The organism is Neobacillus soli NBRC 102451 (assembly GCF_001591665.1).
GTDB classification, from domain to species: Bacteria; Bacillota; Bacilli; order Bacillales; family Cytobacillaceae; genus Neobacillus; species Neobacillus soli.
In genome coordinates, this window is sequence record NZ_BCVI01000018.1 from 117,956 (window position 1) to 133,887 (window position 15,932).

The following is a 15,932-nucleotide window of genomic DNA, read 5'->3' on the forward strand; positions in this document are numbered from 1 at the left end:
GGCGATTTTCATGTCACTAACAGATTTTCCGACGATACAGCCATCAAAAGGCGGAATATTTTTATTGCTGCTTTCCATCGCTGTCTTTATCTTTTTCTTTACCCAACCAAAAGAAAGCGATGTCTCCCAGATGAGATAATCGCTTTTTTTCTTTATTTCGTAACGGGAATGGACTTTTGGTAGCAGTCACAGCTGACAATATGGTCATTTACCATGCCCGTTGCCTGCATAAACGCATAGCATATCGTGGAACCGACAAATTTAAATCCGCGTTTCTTTAAATCCTTACCTAATTTATCACTGATTTCGGTTGTTGCCGGAACATCTTTCATCTCTTTGAAGTGATTTTGGATGGGTTTCCCAACAACAAATGACCAAATATAGGCATGGAACGAACCAAATTCCTCGACCACCTTTAAATAAGCCTTAGCATTCGTAACAACTGCAGTAATTTTCAACCTATTTCTGACAATTCCCTCATTATGTAAAAGCTCTTCTATTTTTTTATCATCGTAGCCGATAATTTTTTCAGCTTCAAAGTTATCAAAGGCTTTCCGGTAATAATCGCGTTTCTTTAAAATCGTGTACCAGCTCAAGCCAGCCTGCGCCCCTTCAAGATTTAAATATTCAAATAGCAAGCGATCATCATAGACAGGGACACCCCATTCATGGTCATGATAATCAATATAAAGCGGATCCTGGTTTACCCAGCCGCATCTATTCTTAAATTCTTTTAATAATGTCATTACCCAATCCCCCACAATTCTTTCTAAAATCATTCAATATTATTGCTTAAAATCCTTCCTTGGCCATAATCAAACCATCCTATGAAATAATTAACAGCCCATTCACGCCTTCTCTCGGAAGCATAAACTATCACAACTAATAACCAAATAAAGGCGGAGAGAGGTATGGGATTATTCATTAACAATAAAAATCATCCAGATGTTTATAAAAACAACCAAGAACTTCACGAACCAAATCAAATGTTATCAAGACAGGATTATCTTACCATGTTAATAAATGAACAACAAAAAGCCAATGCTGCACTCACACAAGCTTTTGCAGAAATAGGCCTGCAAACACAGCAGCAAGAAGAAATACAGGTTACCCAATGGAGGCATATAGACAATCAGCTGTCTGATTTGCGAAGCAAATTAGAACGGAACGAAGATGCCAGCTATCAGCTTGCACAGCAGATGGATAAGCAGCTTGAATTACAAATGGAAGTATCGGAAAAGGTGACAAAACAAGCGGATTTACAAGGGGGAATGTTACAGCGGTTGGACAATCAAGAAGCGTTGATTGAAAAAATATCCCGCCAGGTGAATCATATCCGCTCGATTCTCTTTGAGCGAACCAATTACTTAGCAACGAAAATAGACGATGGCTATAAAGTTACCTCTTCCTATGTTTATAAATTGATGACAGGCTCCGACCAACCATTGACATTTTTCTTAATGAATCATAAAAAGGAAGAAAATCAACAGCACCCTGATTAACAGGACCGTATAAGAAGAAGGTTTAGCCGTATATCCAAAAATGGGTAACAGACATAACAGAATTCCACCCATTCGGTGAGAAACGATATCTCTCTCCAGTATTGGATTTATGTAATGGCGAAGTCATTGCTTTTAACGTCATGAAACGTCCTGTTTATCAATTGGTGGGAGATATGTTAGACCAAGCGATTGAACACCTTCAGCCAGGAGACCAAGTAACTCTTCATTCAGATCAAGGTTGGCACTATCAAATGAAAAGATATCAAAAAACACTAGAACAGCACCCAATTAAGCAGAGTATGTCCCGAAAGGGAAACTGTTTAGATAACGCAGTCATCGAGAATTTCTTTGGCTTTTTAAAATCTGAACTTCTTTATCTACAAAAATTTGAATGTATAGAGCATTTTGATAGGGAATTAGCTGATTATATTCACTATTACAATCACAAACGAATGAAGGCAAAATTAAAAGACCTGAGTCCGGTGGAATACAGAACTCAAGTCTTAAACGTTGCATAAAAGTATTTGTCTAACTTTATTGGGTCAGATCATATAGGGCGCCTTTTTCATTCATTTTCAATATGCATTTTTCGTCACATAAGCCTGATTTTTTTACTCGCCTTTATTAAAAATATCCGTTAACACTGGAACGATTTGCTTTTTACGTGATACGACGCCCTTCAATGTTGCTGTGTTATTGGAAAGAGTCACATTATAGGCTTTTTCTACGGCACTTTTTTTGTTTCCTAATGCTAAACCAACTGAGTCATTTGTTAAAATATCAGTTACAACGAATAAGAATAAATCAAGGTTCTTGTCTTCAATTACTTTAGTAATAACGGCTTCTAATTCTCCTTGAAGTGCTAGTACCTCATTAGGATCAACAGCATTCACTTGCGCAATTTCCACTTTACTTGAACCCATTTCAAATTCTTTCGCATCAAGTGAGATCAGCTCTTCTACAGTCTTATCACTTAAGTCAGCACCTGCCTTCAGCATTTCTAAACCATAGCTATCGGCATCCACACCGGCGATTTCAGCCAATTCACGGGCAGCGGCAACGTCTTCTGGTGTACATGTTGGTGATTTAAATAATAAAGAGTCGGAAATAATCGCAGATAACATCAGACCTGCAATTTCTTTGTTCATTTTCTTGCCATTTTCTTTATACATTTTATTTAAAATCGTCGCCGTACAACCAACAGGCTCGCAACGGTAATATAATGGATCGCTTGTTTCAAAATTAGCAATCCGGTGATGGTCGATTACTTCTAGGACACGAACTTCAGTAATATCATTGGCACTTTGCTGGCGTTCATTGTGGTCAACTAAAATGACGGAGTTGACTTCCGCTGCCACTGCTTCCACTAAACGAGGTACCTCTGCATTGAAATAAGTAAGTGCATATTGCGTTTCACCATTCACTTGTCCGAGGCGAACAGGTTCGACATCCATACCAAGTTGTTTTTTTAAATCTGCATAAGCAATTGCAGAACAAATTGTATCCGTATCAGGATTCTTATGACCGAAAATAAGTACTTTTTCCATTTTACTACTCCTAATCGTATAAAAATATGTAGGACAAGCCCAAGCAACTGAGAATGACCCTAACGAAAATTATATAGTAATATGAATTAGGTTTCAAAAAAATTTATTGACTTAATTTTATCACCATTCGAAAACCCAGCCAGCAGATGGGCCTGCAGGCTGGGTCTAGTTTTTTCATTATTTTACTGTTAAAGGTACAACTCTTTGTCCAATCACAGCAAAAAATTAAGCTTTCACTTTTGATAGTTGCCCCCTTACATCGCATGCTCACCGCCATCGACCACCACAACATCTCCGGTCACAAAATCCGAAGCAGGTGCTGCTAAAAATAATGCCACCCCTTTAAGGTCTGTATCCGAGCCGAATTTTCTTAATGGTGTACTTTCAAGAATCGCCTCACCACCATGTTCTAATAAACCTTTTGACATTTTTGTCGGGAAAAACCCTGGAGCAATCGCATTCACGTAAATCCCGTGTGGACCCCATTTCACAGCTAAATCCTTTGTAAAACTAATAACTGCACCTTTACTTGAGTTATAGCCAATGGCATTCATAATTTTTGGATTACTGCCTTTTAAACCAGCTACCGAGGCAATATTAATAATTTTCCCCGCTTGTTGTTCAAGCATCACTTTTCCTGCTGCCTGTGACATTAAGAAAGTACCGGTAATATTAACATCGATGACCTTCTTCCAAGCTTCCAAAGGCATTTCCTCAACTGGAGCTCCCCAGGAAGCACCGCTGTTGTTGACAAGGATATCAATCCGTCCAAATTTTTCGACCGTCTGCTCGACGACACGTTTGACATCTTCAGGATTGGTCACATCACATTTTAGAGCTAAGCTGTCAACCCCAAGCCGCTTCAGCCCTTCACTTACTTCCATACAAGCTTCCAGTTTTCGCGAACAGACAACCACATTTGCGCCCGCTTCTGCAAACCCCTCCGCAATTTGCTGCCCAAGACCCCTGCCGCCGCCTGTCACAATTGCCACCTTTCCCGATAAATCAAAAAGATCTTTCACATGCATAGTTTTTCCCCCTATTTAAGAAACCATCGTTTACTTTTTTAACAATAGCTCTATTCTTTTAACAGTAGTAACCTCTATTGGATACCTTTCCACCAACTTTTTCCTCTGTACGGGCTCCAATAACCCCTATTTGATACCTTTTCTCCCACTTTTGCCTCCGTACGTGTTCCAATAACCCCTATTAGATACTTTTTCTTCCACTTTTACCTCTGTATGGGTTCCAATAACCTCTATTGGATACCTTTCCACCAACTTTTTCCTCTGTACGGGCTCCAATAACCCCTATTTGATACCTTTTCTCCCACTTTTGCCTCCGTACGTGTTCCAATAACCTCTATTGGATACCTTTTCTCCCACTTTTGCCTCCATACGGGTTCCAATAACCCCTATGGATACCTTTTCTCCCACTTTTGCCTCCGTACGGGTTCCAATAACCTCTATTGATACCTTTTCACCGATTTTTCCTCTGTAAGGGCTCCAATAACCTCTATTGGATACCTTTCCTCCCACTTTTGCCTCCGTACGGGTTCCAATAACCTCCTAGTTGACAATCACAGCAAGCTCTCCAGAGTTAACATTTTTTAATGCACCGCCATACCTGCCAACAGGTGTACGCACAGCACTTAAAATGAAAATATCATTCCCGATAATCCCCCTAGTATTTTTTAAATATTTTTCCAAAGGTACGTTTGTAAATTCCCGTCATCCCCTGCCTAACAAATACAAATCATGATAAAAATAAACCCAACAGCAAAAAGGAATCCCTTAATGGTGCTGGGCCATATTTCGTGTTCAAAAATCTAGGGCGGCTAATATTGGTGATACAAAACCTCACCTTTTAGCACCTCTTTCCCCTGTTGGTTAACCGCAAGGACATTGAAGCGGAGCTGATTTTCTTGTTTTTCTTTTAATGCCGCTTTGAGGGTAATGATATCATTCAAAAATACCATGCCTTTAAAGCGGATTGAGTAATCCTGGATAAAGCCTTCTTCATAATAGGAAGTAAACAGCTTGGCCAGATTTCCCATTGTCCACATGCCATGGGCAATAATTCCCGGCAGCCCCGCTTTTTTAGCCTCCTCATCAATCGTGTGAATCGGGTTGAAATCCCCTGAGGCACCGGCATACATGATCAGGTCCAGCCTTGAGACAGGTTCGAGTTGAATCTCCTTCAAGGTTTCGCCAACGTGTAACTCTGTCAGTGTACTCATCGAGCCAACACCTTCCTTACAGCTTCAGAAATGACAATTGTTGAGGTTGAGCTGAAAATTAACTTTCCAGATAGATCCTCACCATAGCTTTCAATCAATAGAAACCCCATTTCACCAAAGTTCCCTTTTTTCTCAAAATAATTTTTCACTTTCGTATAGCAGTTAATTTCCTCACCAATCACTAATGGACGCTCATAATGAAAGGTTTGTTCGCCGTGAATCAGACCTTTATTCGGCAGATTCAACCCCTCAATCTCACCATAGTCAAAGATTCTTGGGAAGGTTGGCGGTGCAATATTGGCCCTATATCTAGAAAGTCTGCCCGTCTCCTCATCAACATAAATTGGATGAGCATCACTAATGGCCACCGCAAATTTCTTTACGGCCCCTCTTTCCACAACATTTTTCACCTTGTTCGATTGTTTACCTATTTGCTCCTTGAACAATTTAATCACCTCAAGCTTCCCATTAATTTTTTGGCCCGCCGGCAACATAGATGACTTGACCATTAACGAATGATGATTTTTCATCTGCAAAGAAGGCAACTGCATTGGCGATATCTGCCGGCTTCCCGCTTCTGCCAACTGGTATATGTGCTACACTAGCCTGAATTAATTGCTCAAAGGGAATTCCAATTCTAGCCGCCGTTTCCTTGGTCATTTCTGTTTCAATAAACCCAGGTGCAACAGAGTTAGCCGTAATCCCGTATCTTCCTAGCTCAATCGCCAGCGTTTTTGTGAAGCCCTGTAAGCCTGCTTTTGCAGCAGCATAGTTTGCCTGGCCGCGATTCCCGAGCGCCGACGTCGAGGAGATGTTGATGATTCGCCCGTATTTATTTTCAACCATATATTTTTGGGCAGCACGGGCGGCATTAAATGATCCTTTCAAGTGGACATCCATGACCATTTGCCAATCGGAATCACTCATTTTGAATAACAGATTATCGCGGATGACCCCTGCATTATTGACAAGAATATCAACAGAGCCAAATGTCTCGACCACTTCTTTAACGGCACTTTCCACCTGCTCGGCATCAACAACGTTTGTCACTTTCGAATAAACGTCGTAACCCTTTTCTTTTAATTCGCTCGTTGTTTCGGTTAACGCATCTTCGTTTAAATCGATGAAGGCCACCTTTGCTCCTTCCTCGGCAAAAAGCTCAACAATCCCTTTTCCGATTCCGCGGCTTCCGCCTGTAACAAATGCAACTTTCCCTGCAAATCTGCCCGCCATAATCATTCCTCCTGAAATAATATTGTTAATAGAAACGCTTACAATATCAGCCATTTTGCCGCCTCAATTTCGACAGCGGAGTCAGCAATCTGCCACTGGATTGCCTGTCTTTCCGCAATGGGTTTGCCAAAGGTAATCCGTTCTTGTGAATAATCAATCGCCATTTGCAATAAGCGTTCAGCAGAGCCAACTGCCCTTGCGCCAACAATCCACCTTGCAAAGCCAATCCATTCGAGACCAAGATTATAACCCTTGTGTAAGTCGCCGAGGATATTCTCCTCCGGAACACGAACATTATCAAATACTAAGCCCGCTGGACCCCAGTCACCCATCGTATGTATATACTCTGATTTCCAGCCCATTTCACGGTCGACAATAAAGCAGGTTACCCCTTCCCGTCCTTGTGTCGATTGGTGCAGGTCTTTATTTGTAATCGCAATCGCCATCACGAAATCTGCTTCGTTTCCGCCAGTAATAAATGTTTCCAGAAGCCAGCTTCCTTTGCCTTTGATTGCAGCTCTTTTAACTTCCCCTTAGAAAGACTTGGTTTTCCTTCTCGTTCGTTTCTGAGCACATCATTTTCAAGTGGAATGAGTTCTTTCTCTACAAATCTTCGAATTGTCTTTTGCACCATTTTTTGCTCATCGGTTAGACGCAAATGCATACACAACTTCACTCCATTCTTATTCTTGAAATTAAGCCTTTTAGCTACTAAAAAATAATATGCTAAACTTCCCAAACGCATACCTACCGGTTGGTATGTTACCTTTATTTTATTCCGAAATTTCAGACAATACAAGTTCTAATTAATATGAAACACATTCACTTGCACGAATATGAAATAATTCACTTTGGTGATTATTTTCCGGTCATTTTACAAATGCTACTAGTGATATTCCTAAGAGAATATCTCGTTTCAAAGTATCCTATGATGAGGTGATTTTTGATGAGCTACAAAGATCATTTAGATCCGCAGTCAGAGCTTTTTCACTACAGAACGACGCGGCCAAAGCGTCAAAATTCACAGGTGAATGGACAAACTCAAGTGACTCGAAACACAATCATCCTGAGGAGCAATGCCAAAGCACACCGTTGGTAACTGCTATGGCAAAAGAAACGAATAATGACATTCATAGAATTATGTTGTCATTAGAAGGAAAAGACCTTTCTCCGGCACCACTGTCGGGAAAAGGTCTTTCTTTTTTTAAAATTGAGTTTACTTATTATTGAAAATAAAGGTTTGACGCGATATCATAAAATCCAATTAGATTATATAAACAGGAGTGGAGCATGAGCATGTTAGAAGATTTCAAGATAAGAGATGCCAATTTTAGTGATTTGCCGATAATTATTGACATCTATAATTCAACTATACCAAGCAGAATGGTTACTGCCGATTTAGAGCCCGTCTCAGTAGAAAGCCGTGAACAATGGTTTAACGAACACACCTCTGCTTTTAGACCATTATGGGTTGTAGAAAGTCAAGGCAGAATATGCGCATGGGTCAGCTTTCAATCATTTTACGGCAGATCCGCTTACAATAGCACCGCAGAAATTAGCATCTACATTCATCAGGACTTTCGCGGAAGGAAACTCGGAAAATTTCTAATTCAAAAAGCAATCGATGCTTGCCCGAAGCTTCAAATCAAAACCCTGCTCGGCTTTATTTTTGGTCATAATGAGCCAAGCATGAAACTATTTTCTACTTTTGGTTTTGAAAAGTGGGCACACCTGCCGAATGTGGCAGAACTGGATGGGATCGAAAGAGACCTGCTAATACTAGGCAAGAGAATCTTCTAAATCCATTGAATCAAATTAAAACGGCTTGTGGACTAAAAATCCACAAGCTTTTTCCATTTAAAAAATATGATTTCCACCATTGTAATATTCCAAATTAAGTGATTATCTAGTACTATAATTAATAGAAGAAGAAATGATTATAAAAAACTTATTCCCTTGAAAAGAATTGGAGATTTCCATGGAGAAAAAAAAGCTGATTATCCTCTACTTCATCACAAGTATTATTTGGATATATGGATCTAATTATCTAATCAAACAATTTGTCCCTTCCTCCTTTACTGACATAGTGGAAAGGTCGAAAGAATTTTTTTATATAGTAGTCACTGGAGGATTCCTTTATTTTTTCATAAGTAAAAATGAGGAATTAACTGTATCCCAAGAGGACCAAAAACGTCTATCTACCTTAATTAATTCAATGGTTGACTTTGTTAACTTTAAAGACGGCGAGGGCAAATGGATTGAATCTAATGAATTTGGTTTACAATTGTTCCAGCTTGAGAATGTTGATTATCGCGGAAAAAAAGACTCTGAATTAGCGGAGTATACAGACTTTTATGCCGATGCCCTTCGTTACTGCGAGATTTCAGATGAAGAAGCATGGAAAAATGGTGAAATAACCCGGATTGAAGAAGTTCTTCCCGTTCCAGATGGTTCAGCGAAAACGTTTGATACAATAAAAGTGCCGCTTTTCAATCCTGATGGCAGTAGAGAAGGATTAGTCATAATTGGCCGCGATATTACAGAAAGGAAAAATATGGCGCGACTGCTGGCTGAAAGCCAACAGCAATATAAGTCTTTATTTGAATACAGTCCAGATATTGTTTATCTGCTGGATATGAACGGGAATATTACTAACTTAAACCCTCACTTTGATGTCATTACGGGTTACAATCGCGAAGAACTGATTGGAAAAAATGTAAAAACTTTATTACCAAAAAGGTATATCAGGTATCTTCCGAAATTTATTTCCACTGTTGTTGAGGAAATAAAGCCGGTCATCTATGAGATAAAAATACCACATGCAAACGGGGCTGCGGTTATCTTGCAATGTACCTCACTTCCAATCATTATTAATGGGAACATCGCTGGGATTATTGGCTATGGCAAAGATTTGACCACCTTAAGGAAAACCGAAGAGCGGCTGAGAAGAACGGAAAAGCTGTCAATCGTTGGGGAGTTATCTGCCAGCGTGGCCCACGAAATTCGGAACCCGCTTACCTCTTTAAAAGGATTTGTCCAGCTTTTACAAGTCGAGGATGTGAAGCATCAATTTTATTATCAAATTATGTTAGATGAATTAAATCGGATCAATCACATTGTTGGTGAGCTTCTGTTATTAGCAAAACCGCAGCTTCTAAAATATACAATGGCCGATCTTCAAAAGATTTTAAAGGACGTCATCTCCCTATTAAGTACAGAAGCTAGTTTATATAACGTGCAAATCGATTCTTTTTTTCCAGAAGAGGATCTTTTGATTGAATGCGAGCCAAATCAGCTTAAGCAATTATTTATCAATGTCATTAAAAATTCGATTGAAGCTTCTCAAAATGGCGGGAAAATTTCCCTTGTTTTAGAATCAGTAAAAGATGACCATGTACAAATTACTGTTAAAGATAGCGGCTGCGGGATTTCAAAGGAACGATTAGCAAAAATTGGTGAACCCTTCTACTCTTCAAAAGAAAAGGGAACAGGCCTAGGTTTAACAGTCAGTTTCAAAATTGTTCAATCACATCAGGGAACCATCCGCTTTGACAGTCAGAAAAATCAGGGGACCTCTGTTCACATTTCCCTGCCAGTCCAGCAGAATTACGCCAAGAACCACCACCGTTCAGAAACAGAAAAGGTATAAAACAAAAAGACAAGTCCGTCAAACTAAGACGTGCTTGTCTTTTTCTTACGATTTCTAAAAAAGGCAATGATTAATAAGATGGTTGGAATGATAATTTGAAAGGGCCAGTTCAAATAAATGGGTACAACCTCCAGCCCTTCCTTCATATGCTCAGCATAATTGGAGGCAATGGTTATTGATGCACACAGGATGATAAAACCGATGGGAAAACTAAGATTCTGGTGGTTTTTAAACTTGAAAAGGTCCGCGGTTCCTGCCACTGCCGCATAAAAAAACAAAGATATTTTAAAGAAACCGCCAATCACTAGATAAAGCATGAATAATACATCCAAGCGCTCTATAAAATTAGCCAATTGAATTTTTCCGATTGTAGTCAATAATGGGAAATTGGACCGAGAAAACAGCTCTGGTCCTAATGTAGCAACATTTATTGCTGCAGTAATCGCTACATTGATCCCTGCTAATATCATTCCGCCCATACAGGCTATCTTCACTTTTTTTGAATCGTTTAAAAACGGGAGAAGCATGGTAAAGACAACCATTTCCCCAAATGGAAATGTAATCGTTTGCTTTAGAAATGTATTAACCACAGGCCTCCAGCCATACTCAAAAACAGGTTGTAGATATTCGATGTGAATTAATCCAGAAACAAAAATTAAAATAATACCGACAAACGCCATAAAATAAATAACTGAGAAATACAGTTCTCCCACTCTTGCGATTACTTCGAAACCCTTATGAATCCCATAAATAATCGTTAGAATCATTAAGGAATTAATGACAATTAACGGTGTACTTGTATAAATGGTCGTTGTTAACAACTCGCCAAAGTCTCGCAGCACCCTTGTGGCACAATAGATGAAATAGACGATATATAACAGCCCGAGGGGTCGTCCAATCCATTTCCCTGTTATCTTTTGAACATAACTTGTTAAGGGAATATCTGGATAATACTTAAAAAGCCGATAGTAAATGAGAAAAAGTATTAACCCCCCCGCTAAACCTAACAAAACTGATATCCATGCGTCTTGTTTCGCTTGTACGCCAAGTCCGACCAGAATTGCACTGCCCATTTCAAACAAGACCACCAGTATAAACATCTGGGATGCTTTTATTTTTGCCTTTTCCAAATCTATCCCCCCCTTGCCTAGGGCTATTTATTCATATTAATCCAAAACGGACTTGTCCGTATCCCCTCCCGGCGTACAAAGGAGTCTACTTTTACATTTACGTCAAGTTCCGCAAAATGGTTATTCCAATCCCCTTTTAATTTCTTCCATTGCTTCGGGTTGGCCCGATGAACCCTTTCGCCAAACCCAAATATATCGCTCTTCATTTTTTGAGCTTCTTTGATGGATCCCAACACTTGCCTTTTTATTTCTTTTTCAACCAGCTTATCAATTTTATCTATTACTTGTGGATTTGTTAAGTCTACAGCCGTGTTGGCTTCGCTTATCCAACCTTCATCCTCAATCGCAATATTGATGAGCGGCTTTCCGTTTTTAAAATGAACGGAAACTTTTGTTTTTGACCGAATGGAAGCCATCGTAATGGCATGCTTCTTGCCATTCCAACTTACATTTATACCTGTGCTTTGAACCTTATCCAAGACATATACTACCCCACGTGCCCATTGGTGCTCAAACCATCCAATCAATTTGCCTTTTTCAAAAACTGCTAAACCATCAGCTTCCAGAAAAGCCCCTCCAATGGTTTTTTGCAGATCCTGCGCATTTCCTATTTGTTCCTTTTTGCCATGGACAATATAACCATTTACAATGGGGTTTTTGCCGTCGCTGACAAGCCCGGCAAGGAAATCATCGATATTTACCCCTATATTCTCCCCTAGCATCTTTTCTGTCGATTTAAGCTCTTTGGTAATTTTATTGACAGGCAATTTATCGAGGTTGGTAAGTGCGGAAACCAAATCCTGTGCCGAAGTATGTCTTGCGACCACAATTTGGGTCGTGGTTCGAAATTCGGGGTCCCGATCCAAGGCATCCATCATATCAAGGATTCCATCCCTTGCCACTTCTTCACTTACTGCAATTAAATTCGTATGCGAATAATACAATCGCCTTGAGATCATTTTGGTGGCATTTCTAGCCGCTTCTGTAATGGTATTACCGGAACTCTTATATACGGCAATCGGCAGCCCCTGCCCACCGCCATTTTGTCCAGAAGCCACATTCCCAGGATTTACAAGTTGGAATGAAACGTCAAACTTTTTATCTTCACCCTTGTCAATCCCCATCGCCATGACAAAGGCTAAATCAGTTAACTCCTTTTGATTCCAGCAGCCACTCATTATCGGCAATAACAAAACCATTAGAAAAGAAATCACAAAAAACTTTCTCATCATGATTCCCCTTTTGGCGTTTGAGTATCATCACCTTGTTTGGGTGGACCAGGTTTTTGATTCTCCCCCGATCTTATTACATTTCCTTTACTAATAAACATCGGCCGATATTTCATTGCCCATAATGGAAAACGGACAAAAACGTCTTGTTGATTGCGAAGATTAAAGGGTGCGATCGGCATCATGTAGGGAATTCCAAAAGAACGTAAGGAACATAAATGAATTGACATAAACATGAGTCCTAACATGATTCCATAAAAACCTAAAACAGTAGCCATTCCCATCAAAACAAAGCGGATCAATCTGGCTGCAATCGCCATTGCAAAAACTGGGGTTGAAAAGTTCGCTATTGCAGTAATAGAAACAACAATAACCATTACCGGAGAGACAATGCCAGCCTGTACAGCTGCCTGACCGATGACTAGTGCACCTACAATGGAAACGGCTTGACCGACTGCACGTGGAAGCCGGAGTCCTGCCTCCCTTAATATTTCAAAGGTAACCTCCATGATTAAGGCCTCGACAAAGGCTGGAAAAGGAACATTTTCTCTTTGGGCAGCAATCGCAATCGCCATCGTGGTTGGAATCATTTCCTGATGAAAGGTGGTTCCTGCAATATACAAAGCGGGTCCTAATATGGCAATAATAAATGCCAAAATCCGGAGCAGCCTTACACCCGTTGAAATATCGAAACGCGAGTAATAATCATCAGCCGCCTGAAAAAATTGGATAAAGATTGCTGGCGCCGTAAGGACAAACGGAGTCCCATCCACTATTATTGCGATTCTTCCTTCGAGCAATTGGGATGACACCACATCAGGCCTTTCTGAATGGTAAGTGGTCGGAAATGTTGTCCACGCTTGATCTTCAATTAATTGTTCAATATATCCGGAACCAAGGATAGAATCGATATTAATGCGATTTAATCGCTCTTTGACTTCTGCGACAATTTTTTCATTTGCGATCCCTTTGATATACATAATGGCGATATCTGTTTGTGAAACAGTGCCGATTTTCATCGACTCAATCCATAAATTCGGACTTTTTATTCGCCTTCGTATTAAGGCGGTATTTGTCCGAAGCGTTTCAGTAAAGGAGTCTTTGGGACCCCTTATTGATAATTGCGTCGAAGGTTCCGTAATGGCGCGCTTTTCCCAACCCTTTGTTTCTCCGCTAATCCCTTTATTGTAACCATCTAAAAAAATTACCGTATCTCCTGAGAGCATCGAATCATACACCTGATTCCAATTATAAATAACCTTGTTACTACCTAAAGCAACGGCTTTCTCAATCATAAATTGGAAATAATCTATTTCATCCGCAACGATTTCATTTTCATTAAACGATTCTAAAATAAAGTCGCTAATCACTCTACTGTCAGCTAATCCATCTACATAAACCAGTGCACCTCTATGCTTACTATGAATAAATTCCCGAATAACAATATCATTACTATTACCAAACTCGCCTTTTATTCGGGAGATATTTTCTTTATAATCCCGAAGGATTGGTAAATCTTCTGGTTTTTGCGGATCTTGCTGCTGTCTGTAATTATCGTCCTTTCGCTGTTTTTGTTTCTTTTTCAAAATCTTGGACAAAATTGACACAATTTCCGCCTCACTTCAAAGAAATTATCATAATGGGTATTTTCCCCAATGAACTCTAATATATCCATTTGTACCATAATACTTTTAAAAATAGCTGCATACGGATTGCTTACTATTGAGAACATAATAGGTAATGTGGATTGAAGGTGACGTTAGTGAAAATATTATTAGTAACCTTGTTAATAGCGGCAGGAATGTTTTCGTTTATGATTTTGTTAGATCTCCAAATGGGAATCGTTAAACGGGGCATTATATGGAAAGTGATAAACCCTTTTCGAGTAATGGAGACAGCCGAATATATCATTATCCTTTTATTTTTACTATTTTTTATCATTGGTTCTGTTGGCTCATACTTAAAAAAACGATTGAGCAATCAATCATCGAACTAATCATTTCTGGAATTTTATTTATAAGAAAAGAGCCGCAATTATTATTGCGCGCTCTCTTCTTTTTTCGTTTCATGAATTTCAGCAGTTCGTTTCCTCTTGAAGAAAGTTATAACGGAAGTCAATCGTTTCGTCCATTTTCTTCGTCTTACATCGTTCGTTCCATATACATATCGATTCCAAAAATAATAGATTGATTCCTCAATAACAATCAATAGGAGGATAAACAGAGTTGAAATTGTAATCCAATACCACATTTTAAGGACCCCTTTTCAAATGGATAATTTATCCTATTCAAGAACCACTAATGATGTACAATCGAAAGGCAAATCTCTATTTCTATTAGAATCTCTATTTTCATTTTAACAAAAAAATACCAAATTGTGGACTAATTGCAAGGAATGTAGTATTTTTATTTTGAGTTACGAAATTTTTTCAGGAGGGGACATTATGGAATATCGTCGATTAGGAAGAACAGGCTTGAAAGTAAGCGAAGTTAGTTTGGGAAGCTGGCTTACATATGGTGGTTATGTCGAGGAGCAAAACGCTGCTGCATCAATTGATAAAGCCTACGACCTCGGGGTTAACTTTTTCGATACTGCCAATGTTTATATGCGCGGTGAAGCCGAAATTGTTGTTGGCAAGGCGTTGAAGAAATATGTACGCGATTCTTATGTTCTGGCAACAAAGGTTTTTTGGCCGATGGGCGATGGTCCAAATGACAGGGGTTTATCTCGGAAGCATGTCATCGAACAATGCCATGCCAGCCTGAAACGTCTTAATACCGACTATGTCGACCTATATTATTGCCATCGTTTTGACCCTGAAACACCACTTGAAGAGACTTTAAGAGCGCTTGATGATCTTATCCGCCAAGGGAAAGTCCTATATGTCGGGGTGAGTGAGTGGACGGCAGAACAAATTTCCGAAGCTGTCCATCTTGCCGATAAAAAGCTTCTCGACCGGATTGTGGTCAATCAGCCGCAATACAGCATGCTGCAGCGTTATATCGAAAAAGAAGTCCTACCTGTCAGCGAAAAGCATGGAATCGGCCAGGTTGTCTGGTCGCCGCTCGCACAAGGTATCTTAACGGGTAAGTACAAAAAAGGTGAGCAAGCTCCAGCAGGCAGCCGGGCCTCACAGGAAAAATTCAGCAACCTGTTTGGATTGTTAACTGAAGAAAACCTTGATCGAGTCGAACTTTTAAAGGAAGTAGCCGCGGATAACGAGCTTTCTTTAGCAAATCTAGCGCTTGCCTGGATCTTAAGACAGGAGAATGTTGCAAGTGCCTTGGTAGGTGCAAGCCGTCCTGAGCAAGTCGAGGAGAATGTTAAAGCTTCTGGTGTAAAATTAAACGCAGAAACACTTGCAAGGATTGAAGATATTTTAAGATAAAAAAGATGCCTCTGG

General features: G+C 39.8%; 18 protein-coding genes and 2 pseudogenes. 8 read left to right on the top strand and 12 right to left on the bottom strand.

Features of this window, described 5'->3' with window-relative positions:
- Nucleotides 1-10: 10 nt before the first annotated feature.
- Complete coding sequence (locus BSO02S_RS28250; RefSeq protein WP_268875986.1) at nucleotides 11-139, top strand: hypothetical protein; 129 nt, start codon at nucleotides 11-13, stop codon at nucleotides 137-139.
- A gap of 13 nt (nucleotides 140-152) precedes the next feature.
- Here the strand turns inward: BSO02S_RS28250 and BSO02S_RS07200 are convergent, their stop codons facing one another.
- The gene (locus BSO02S_RS07200; RefSeq protein WP_066064590.1) at nucleotides 153-746 is read right to left on the bottom strand and encodes a DNA-3-methyladenine glycosylase I; all 594 of its coding nucleotides are present in this window, start codon (nucleotides 744-746) and stop codon (nucleotides 153-155) included.
- A 165-nt stretch (nucleotides 747-911) separates the two neighbouring features.
- Here BSO02S_RS07200 and BSO02S_RS07205 point away from each other — a divergent pair, with 165 nt between their 5' ends.
- Both BSO02S_RS07205 and BSO02S_RS07210 read left to right on the top strand, forming a co-directional pair.
- Nucleotides 912-1,502 carry a hypothetical protein gene (locus tag BSO02S_RS07205; RefSeq protein ID WP_066064593.1) on the top strand — a complete coding sequence of 197 codons (591 nt, stop codon included), beginning with the start codon at nucleotides 912-914 and terminating at the stop codon, nucleotides 1,500-1,502.
- Nucleotides 1,503-1,537: 35 nt separating this feature from the next.
- Nucleotides 1,538-2,020 (top strand): annotated as a pseudogene (locus BSO02S_RS07210) (IS3 family transposase); the annotation flags it as partial.
- Between the two features lie 93 nt (nucleotides 2,021-2,113).
- Here the strand turns inward: BSO02S_RS07210 and BSO02S_RS07215 are convergent.
- From BSO02S_RS07215 to BSO02S_RS07245, 7 genes and pseudogenes are all read right to left on the bottom strand, one after another.
- Nucleotides 2,114-3,049: a manganese-dependent inorganic pyrophosphatase gene (locus BSO02S_RS07215; protein WP_066064596.1), complete on the bottom strand. Its 936-nt coding sequence runs from the start codon at nucleotides 3,047-3,049 to the stop codon at nucleotides 2,114-2,116.
- A 254-nt stretch (nucleotides 3,050-3,303) separates the two neighbouring features.
- Complete coding sequence (locus tag BSO02S_RS07220) at nucleotides 3,304-4,077, bottom strand: SDR family oxidoreductase (protein ID WP_066064599.1); 774 nt, start codon at nucleotides 4,075-4,077, stop codon at nucleotides 3,304-3,306.
- A gap of 282 nt (nucleotides 4,078-4,359) precedes the next feature.
- Entirely contained in the window at nucleotides 4,360-4,587 is a 228-nt protein-coding gene (locus BSO02S_RS07225; RefSeq protein ID WP_066064603.1) for a hypothetical protein, read from the bottom strand.
- A 299-nt stretch (nucleotides 4,588-4,886) separates the two neighbouring features.
- The gene (locus BSO02S_RS07230; RefSeq protein WP_066064606.1) at nucleotides 4,887-5,288 is read right to left on the bottom strand and encodes a MaoC/PaaZ C-terminal domain-containing protein; all 402 of its coding nucleotides are present in this window, start codon (nucleotides 5,286-5,288) and stop codon (nucleotides 4,887-4,889) included.
- A complete protein-coding gene (locus tag BSO02S_RS07235; protein WP_066064845.1) occupies nucleotides 5,285-5,734 on the bottom strand; it encodes a MaoC family dehydratase N-terminal domain-containing protein in 450 nt (149 codons plus the stop codon). The genes BSO02S_RS07230 and BSO02S_RS07235 overlap by 4 nt, the downstream gene beginning before the upstream one ends.
- A 22-nt stretch (nucleotides 5,735-5,756) precedes the next feature.
- Nucleotides 5,757-6,521 (bottom strand): 3-oxoacyl-ACP reductase FabG, encoded by a 765-nt coding sequence (gene fabG / locus BSO02S_RS07240; RefSeq protein WP_066064846.1) that lies wholly within the window; start codon nucleotides 6,519-6,521, stop codon nucleotides 5,757-5,759.
- Nucleotides 6,522-6,562: 41 nt separating this feature from the next.
- Nucleotides 6,563-7,185 (bottom strand): annotated as a pseudogene (locus tag BSO02S_RS07245) (acyl-CoA dehydrogenase family protein); the annotation flags it as partial.
- Nucleotides 7,186-7,467: 282 nt separating this feature from the next.
- On the opposite strand from BSO02S_RS07245, the gene BSO02S_RS26240 reads away from it, so the two are divergent.
- From BSO02S_RS26240 to BSO02S_RS07265, 3 genes are all read left to right on the top strand, one after another.
- A complete protein-coding gene (locus BSO02S_RS26240) occupies nucleotides 7,468-7,620 on the top strand; it encodes a YpzG family protein (protein ID WP_084374932.1) in 153 nt (50 codons plus the stop codon).
- A gap of 197 nt (nucleotides 7,621-7,817) precedes the next feature.
- Entirely contained in the window at nucleotides 7,818-8,321 is a 504-nt protein-coding gene (locus BSO02S_RS07260) for a GNAT family N-acetyltransferase (protein WP_066064849.1), read from the top strand.
- Nucleotides 8,322-8,499: 178 nt separating this feature from the next.
- Nucleotides 8,500-10,170, top strand: coding sequence for a PAS domain S-box protein (locus BSO02S_RS07265; RefSeq protein ID WP_066064618.1), 1,671 nt, complete (start codon nucleotides 8,500-8,502; stop codon nucleotides 10,168-10,170).
- Nucleotides 10,171-10,193: 23 nt separating this feature from the next.
- Here BSO02S_RS07265 and BSO02S_RS07270 read toward each other — a convergent pair whose 3' ends face one another.
- Genes BSO02S_RS07270 through BSO02S_RS07280 form a run of 3 tightly spaced genes read right to left on the bottom strand, consistent with a single transcriptional unit; the run spans nucleotide 10,194 to nucleotide 14,136 of the window.
- Entirely contained in the window at nucleotides 10,194-11,300 is a 1,107-nt protein-coding gene (locus tag BSO02S_RS07270) for a GerAB/ArcD/ProY family transporter (protein WP_066064621.1), read from the bottom strand.
- 23 nt (nucleotides 11,301-11,323) lie between these two features.
- Nucleotides 11,324-12,529, bottom strand: coding sequence for a Ger(x)C family spore germination protein (locus BSO02S_RS07275; RefSeq protein WP_066064623.1), 1,206 nt, complete (start codon nucleotides 12,527-12,529; stop codon nucleotides 11,324-11,326).
- Complete coding sequence (locus tag BSO02S_RS07280; protein ID WP_096190881.1) at nucleotides 12,529-14,136, bottom strand: spore germination protein; 1,608 nt, start codon at nucleotides 14,134-14,136, stop codon at nucleotides 12,529-12,531. Before BSO02S_RS07280 ends, BSO02S_RS07275 begins: the two co-directional genes overlap by 1 nt.
- 155 nt (nucleotides 14,137-14,291) lie before the next feature.
- Between BSO02S_RS07280 and BSO02S_RS07285 the strand changes: the two genes are divergently transcribed.
- A complete protein-coding gene (locus BSO02S_RS07285) occupies nucleotides 14,292-14,525 on the top strand; it encodes a YczF family membrane protein (protein ID WP_066064626.1) in 234 nt (77 codons plus the stop codon).
- A gap of 41 nt (nucleotides 14,526-14,566) precedes the next feature.
- Here the strand turns inward: BSO02S_RS07285 and BSO02S_RS07290 are convergent, their stop codons facing one another.
- Nucleotides 14,567-14,779: a hypothetical protein gene (locus tag BSO02S_RS07290; RefSeq protein WP_066064631.1), complete on the bottom strand. Its 213-nt coding sequence runs from the start codon at nucleotides 14,777-14,779 to the stop codon at nucleotides 14,567-14,569.
- Between the two features lie 193 nt (nucleotides 14,780-14,972).
- On the opposite strand from BSO02S_RS07290, the gene BSO02S_RS07295 reads away from it, so the two are divergent.
- The gene (locus tag BSO02S_RS07295; protein WP_066064634.1) at nucleotides 14,973-15,917 is read left to right on the top strand and encodes an aldo/keto reductase family protein; all 945 of its coding nucleotides are present in this window, start codon (nucleotides 14,973-14,975) and stop codon (nucleotides 15,915-15,917) included.
- The last annotated feature ends 15 nt before the right edge of the window (nucleotides 15,918-15,932 follow it).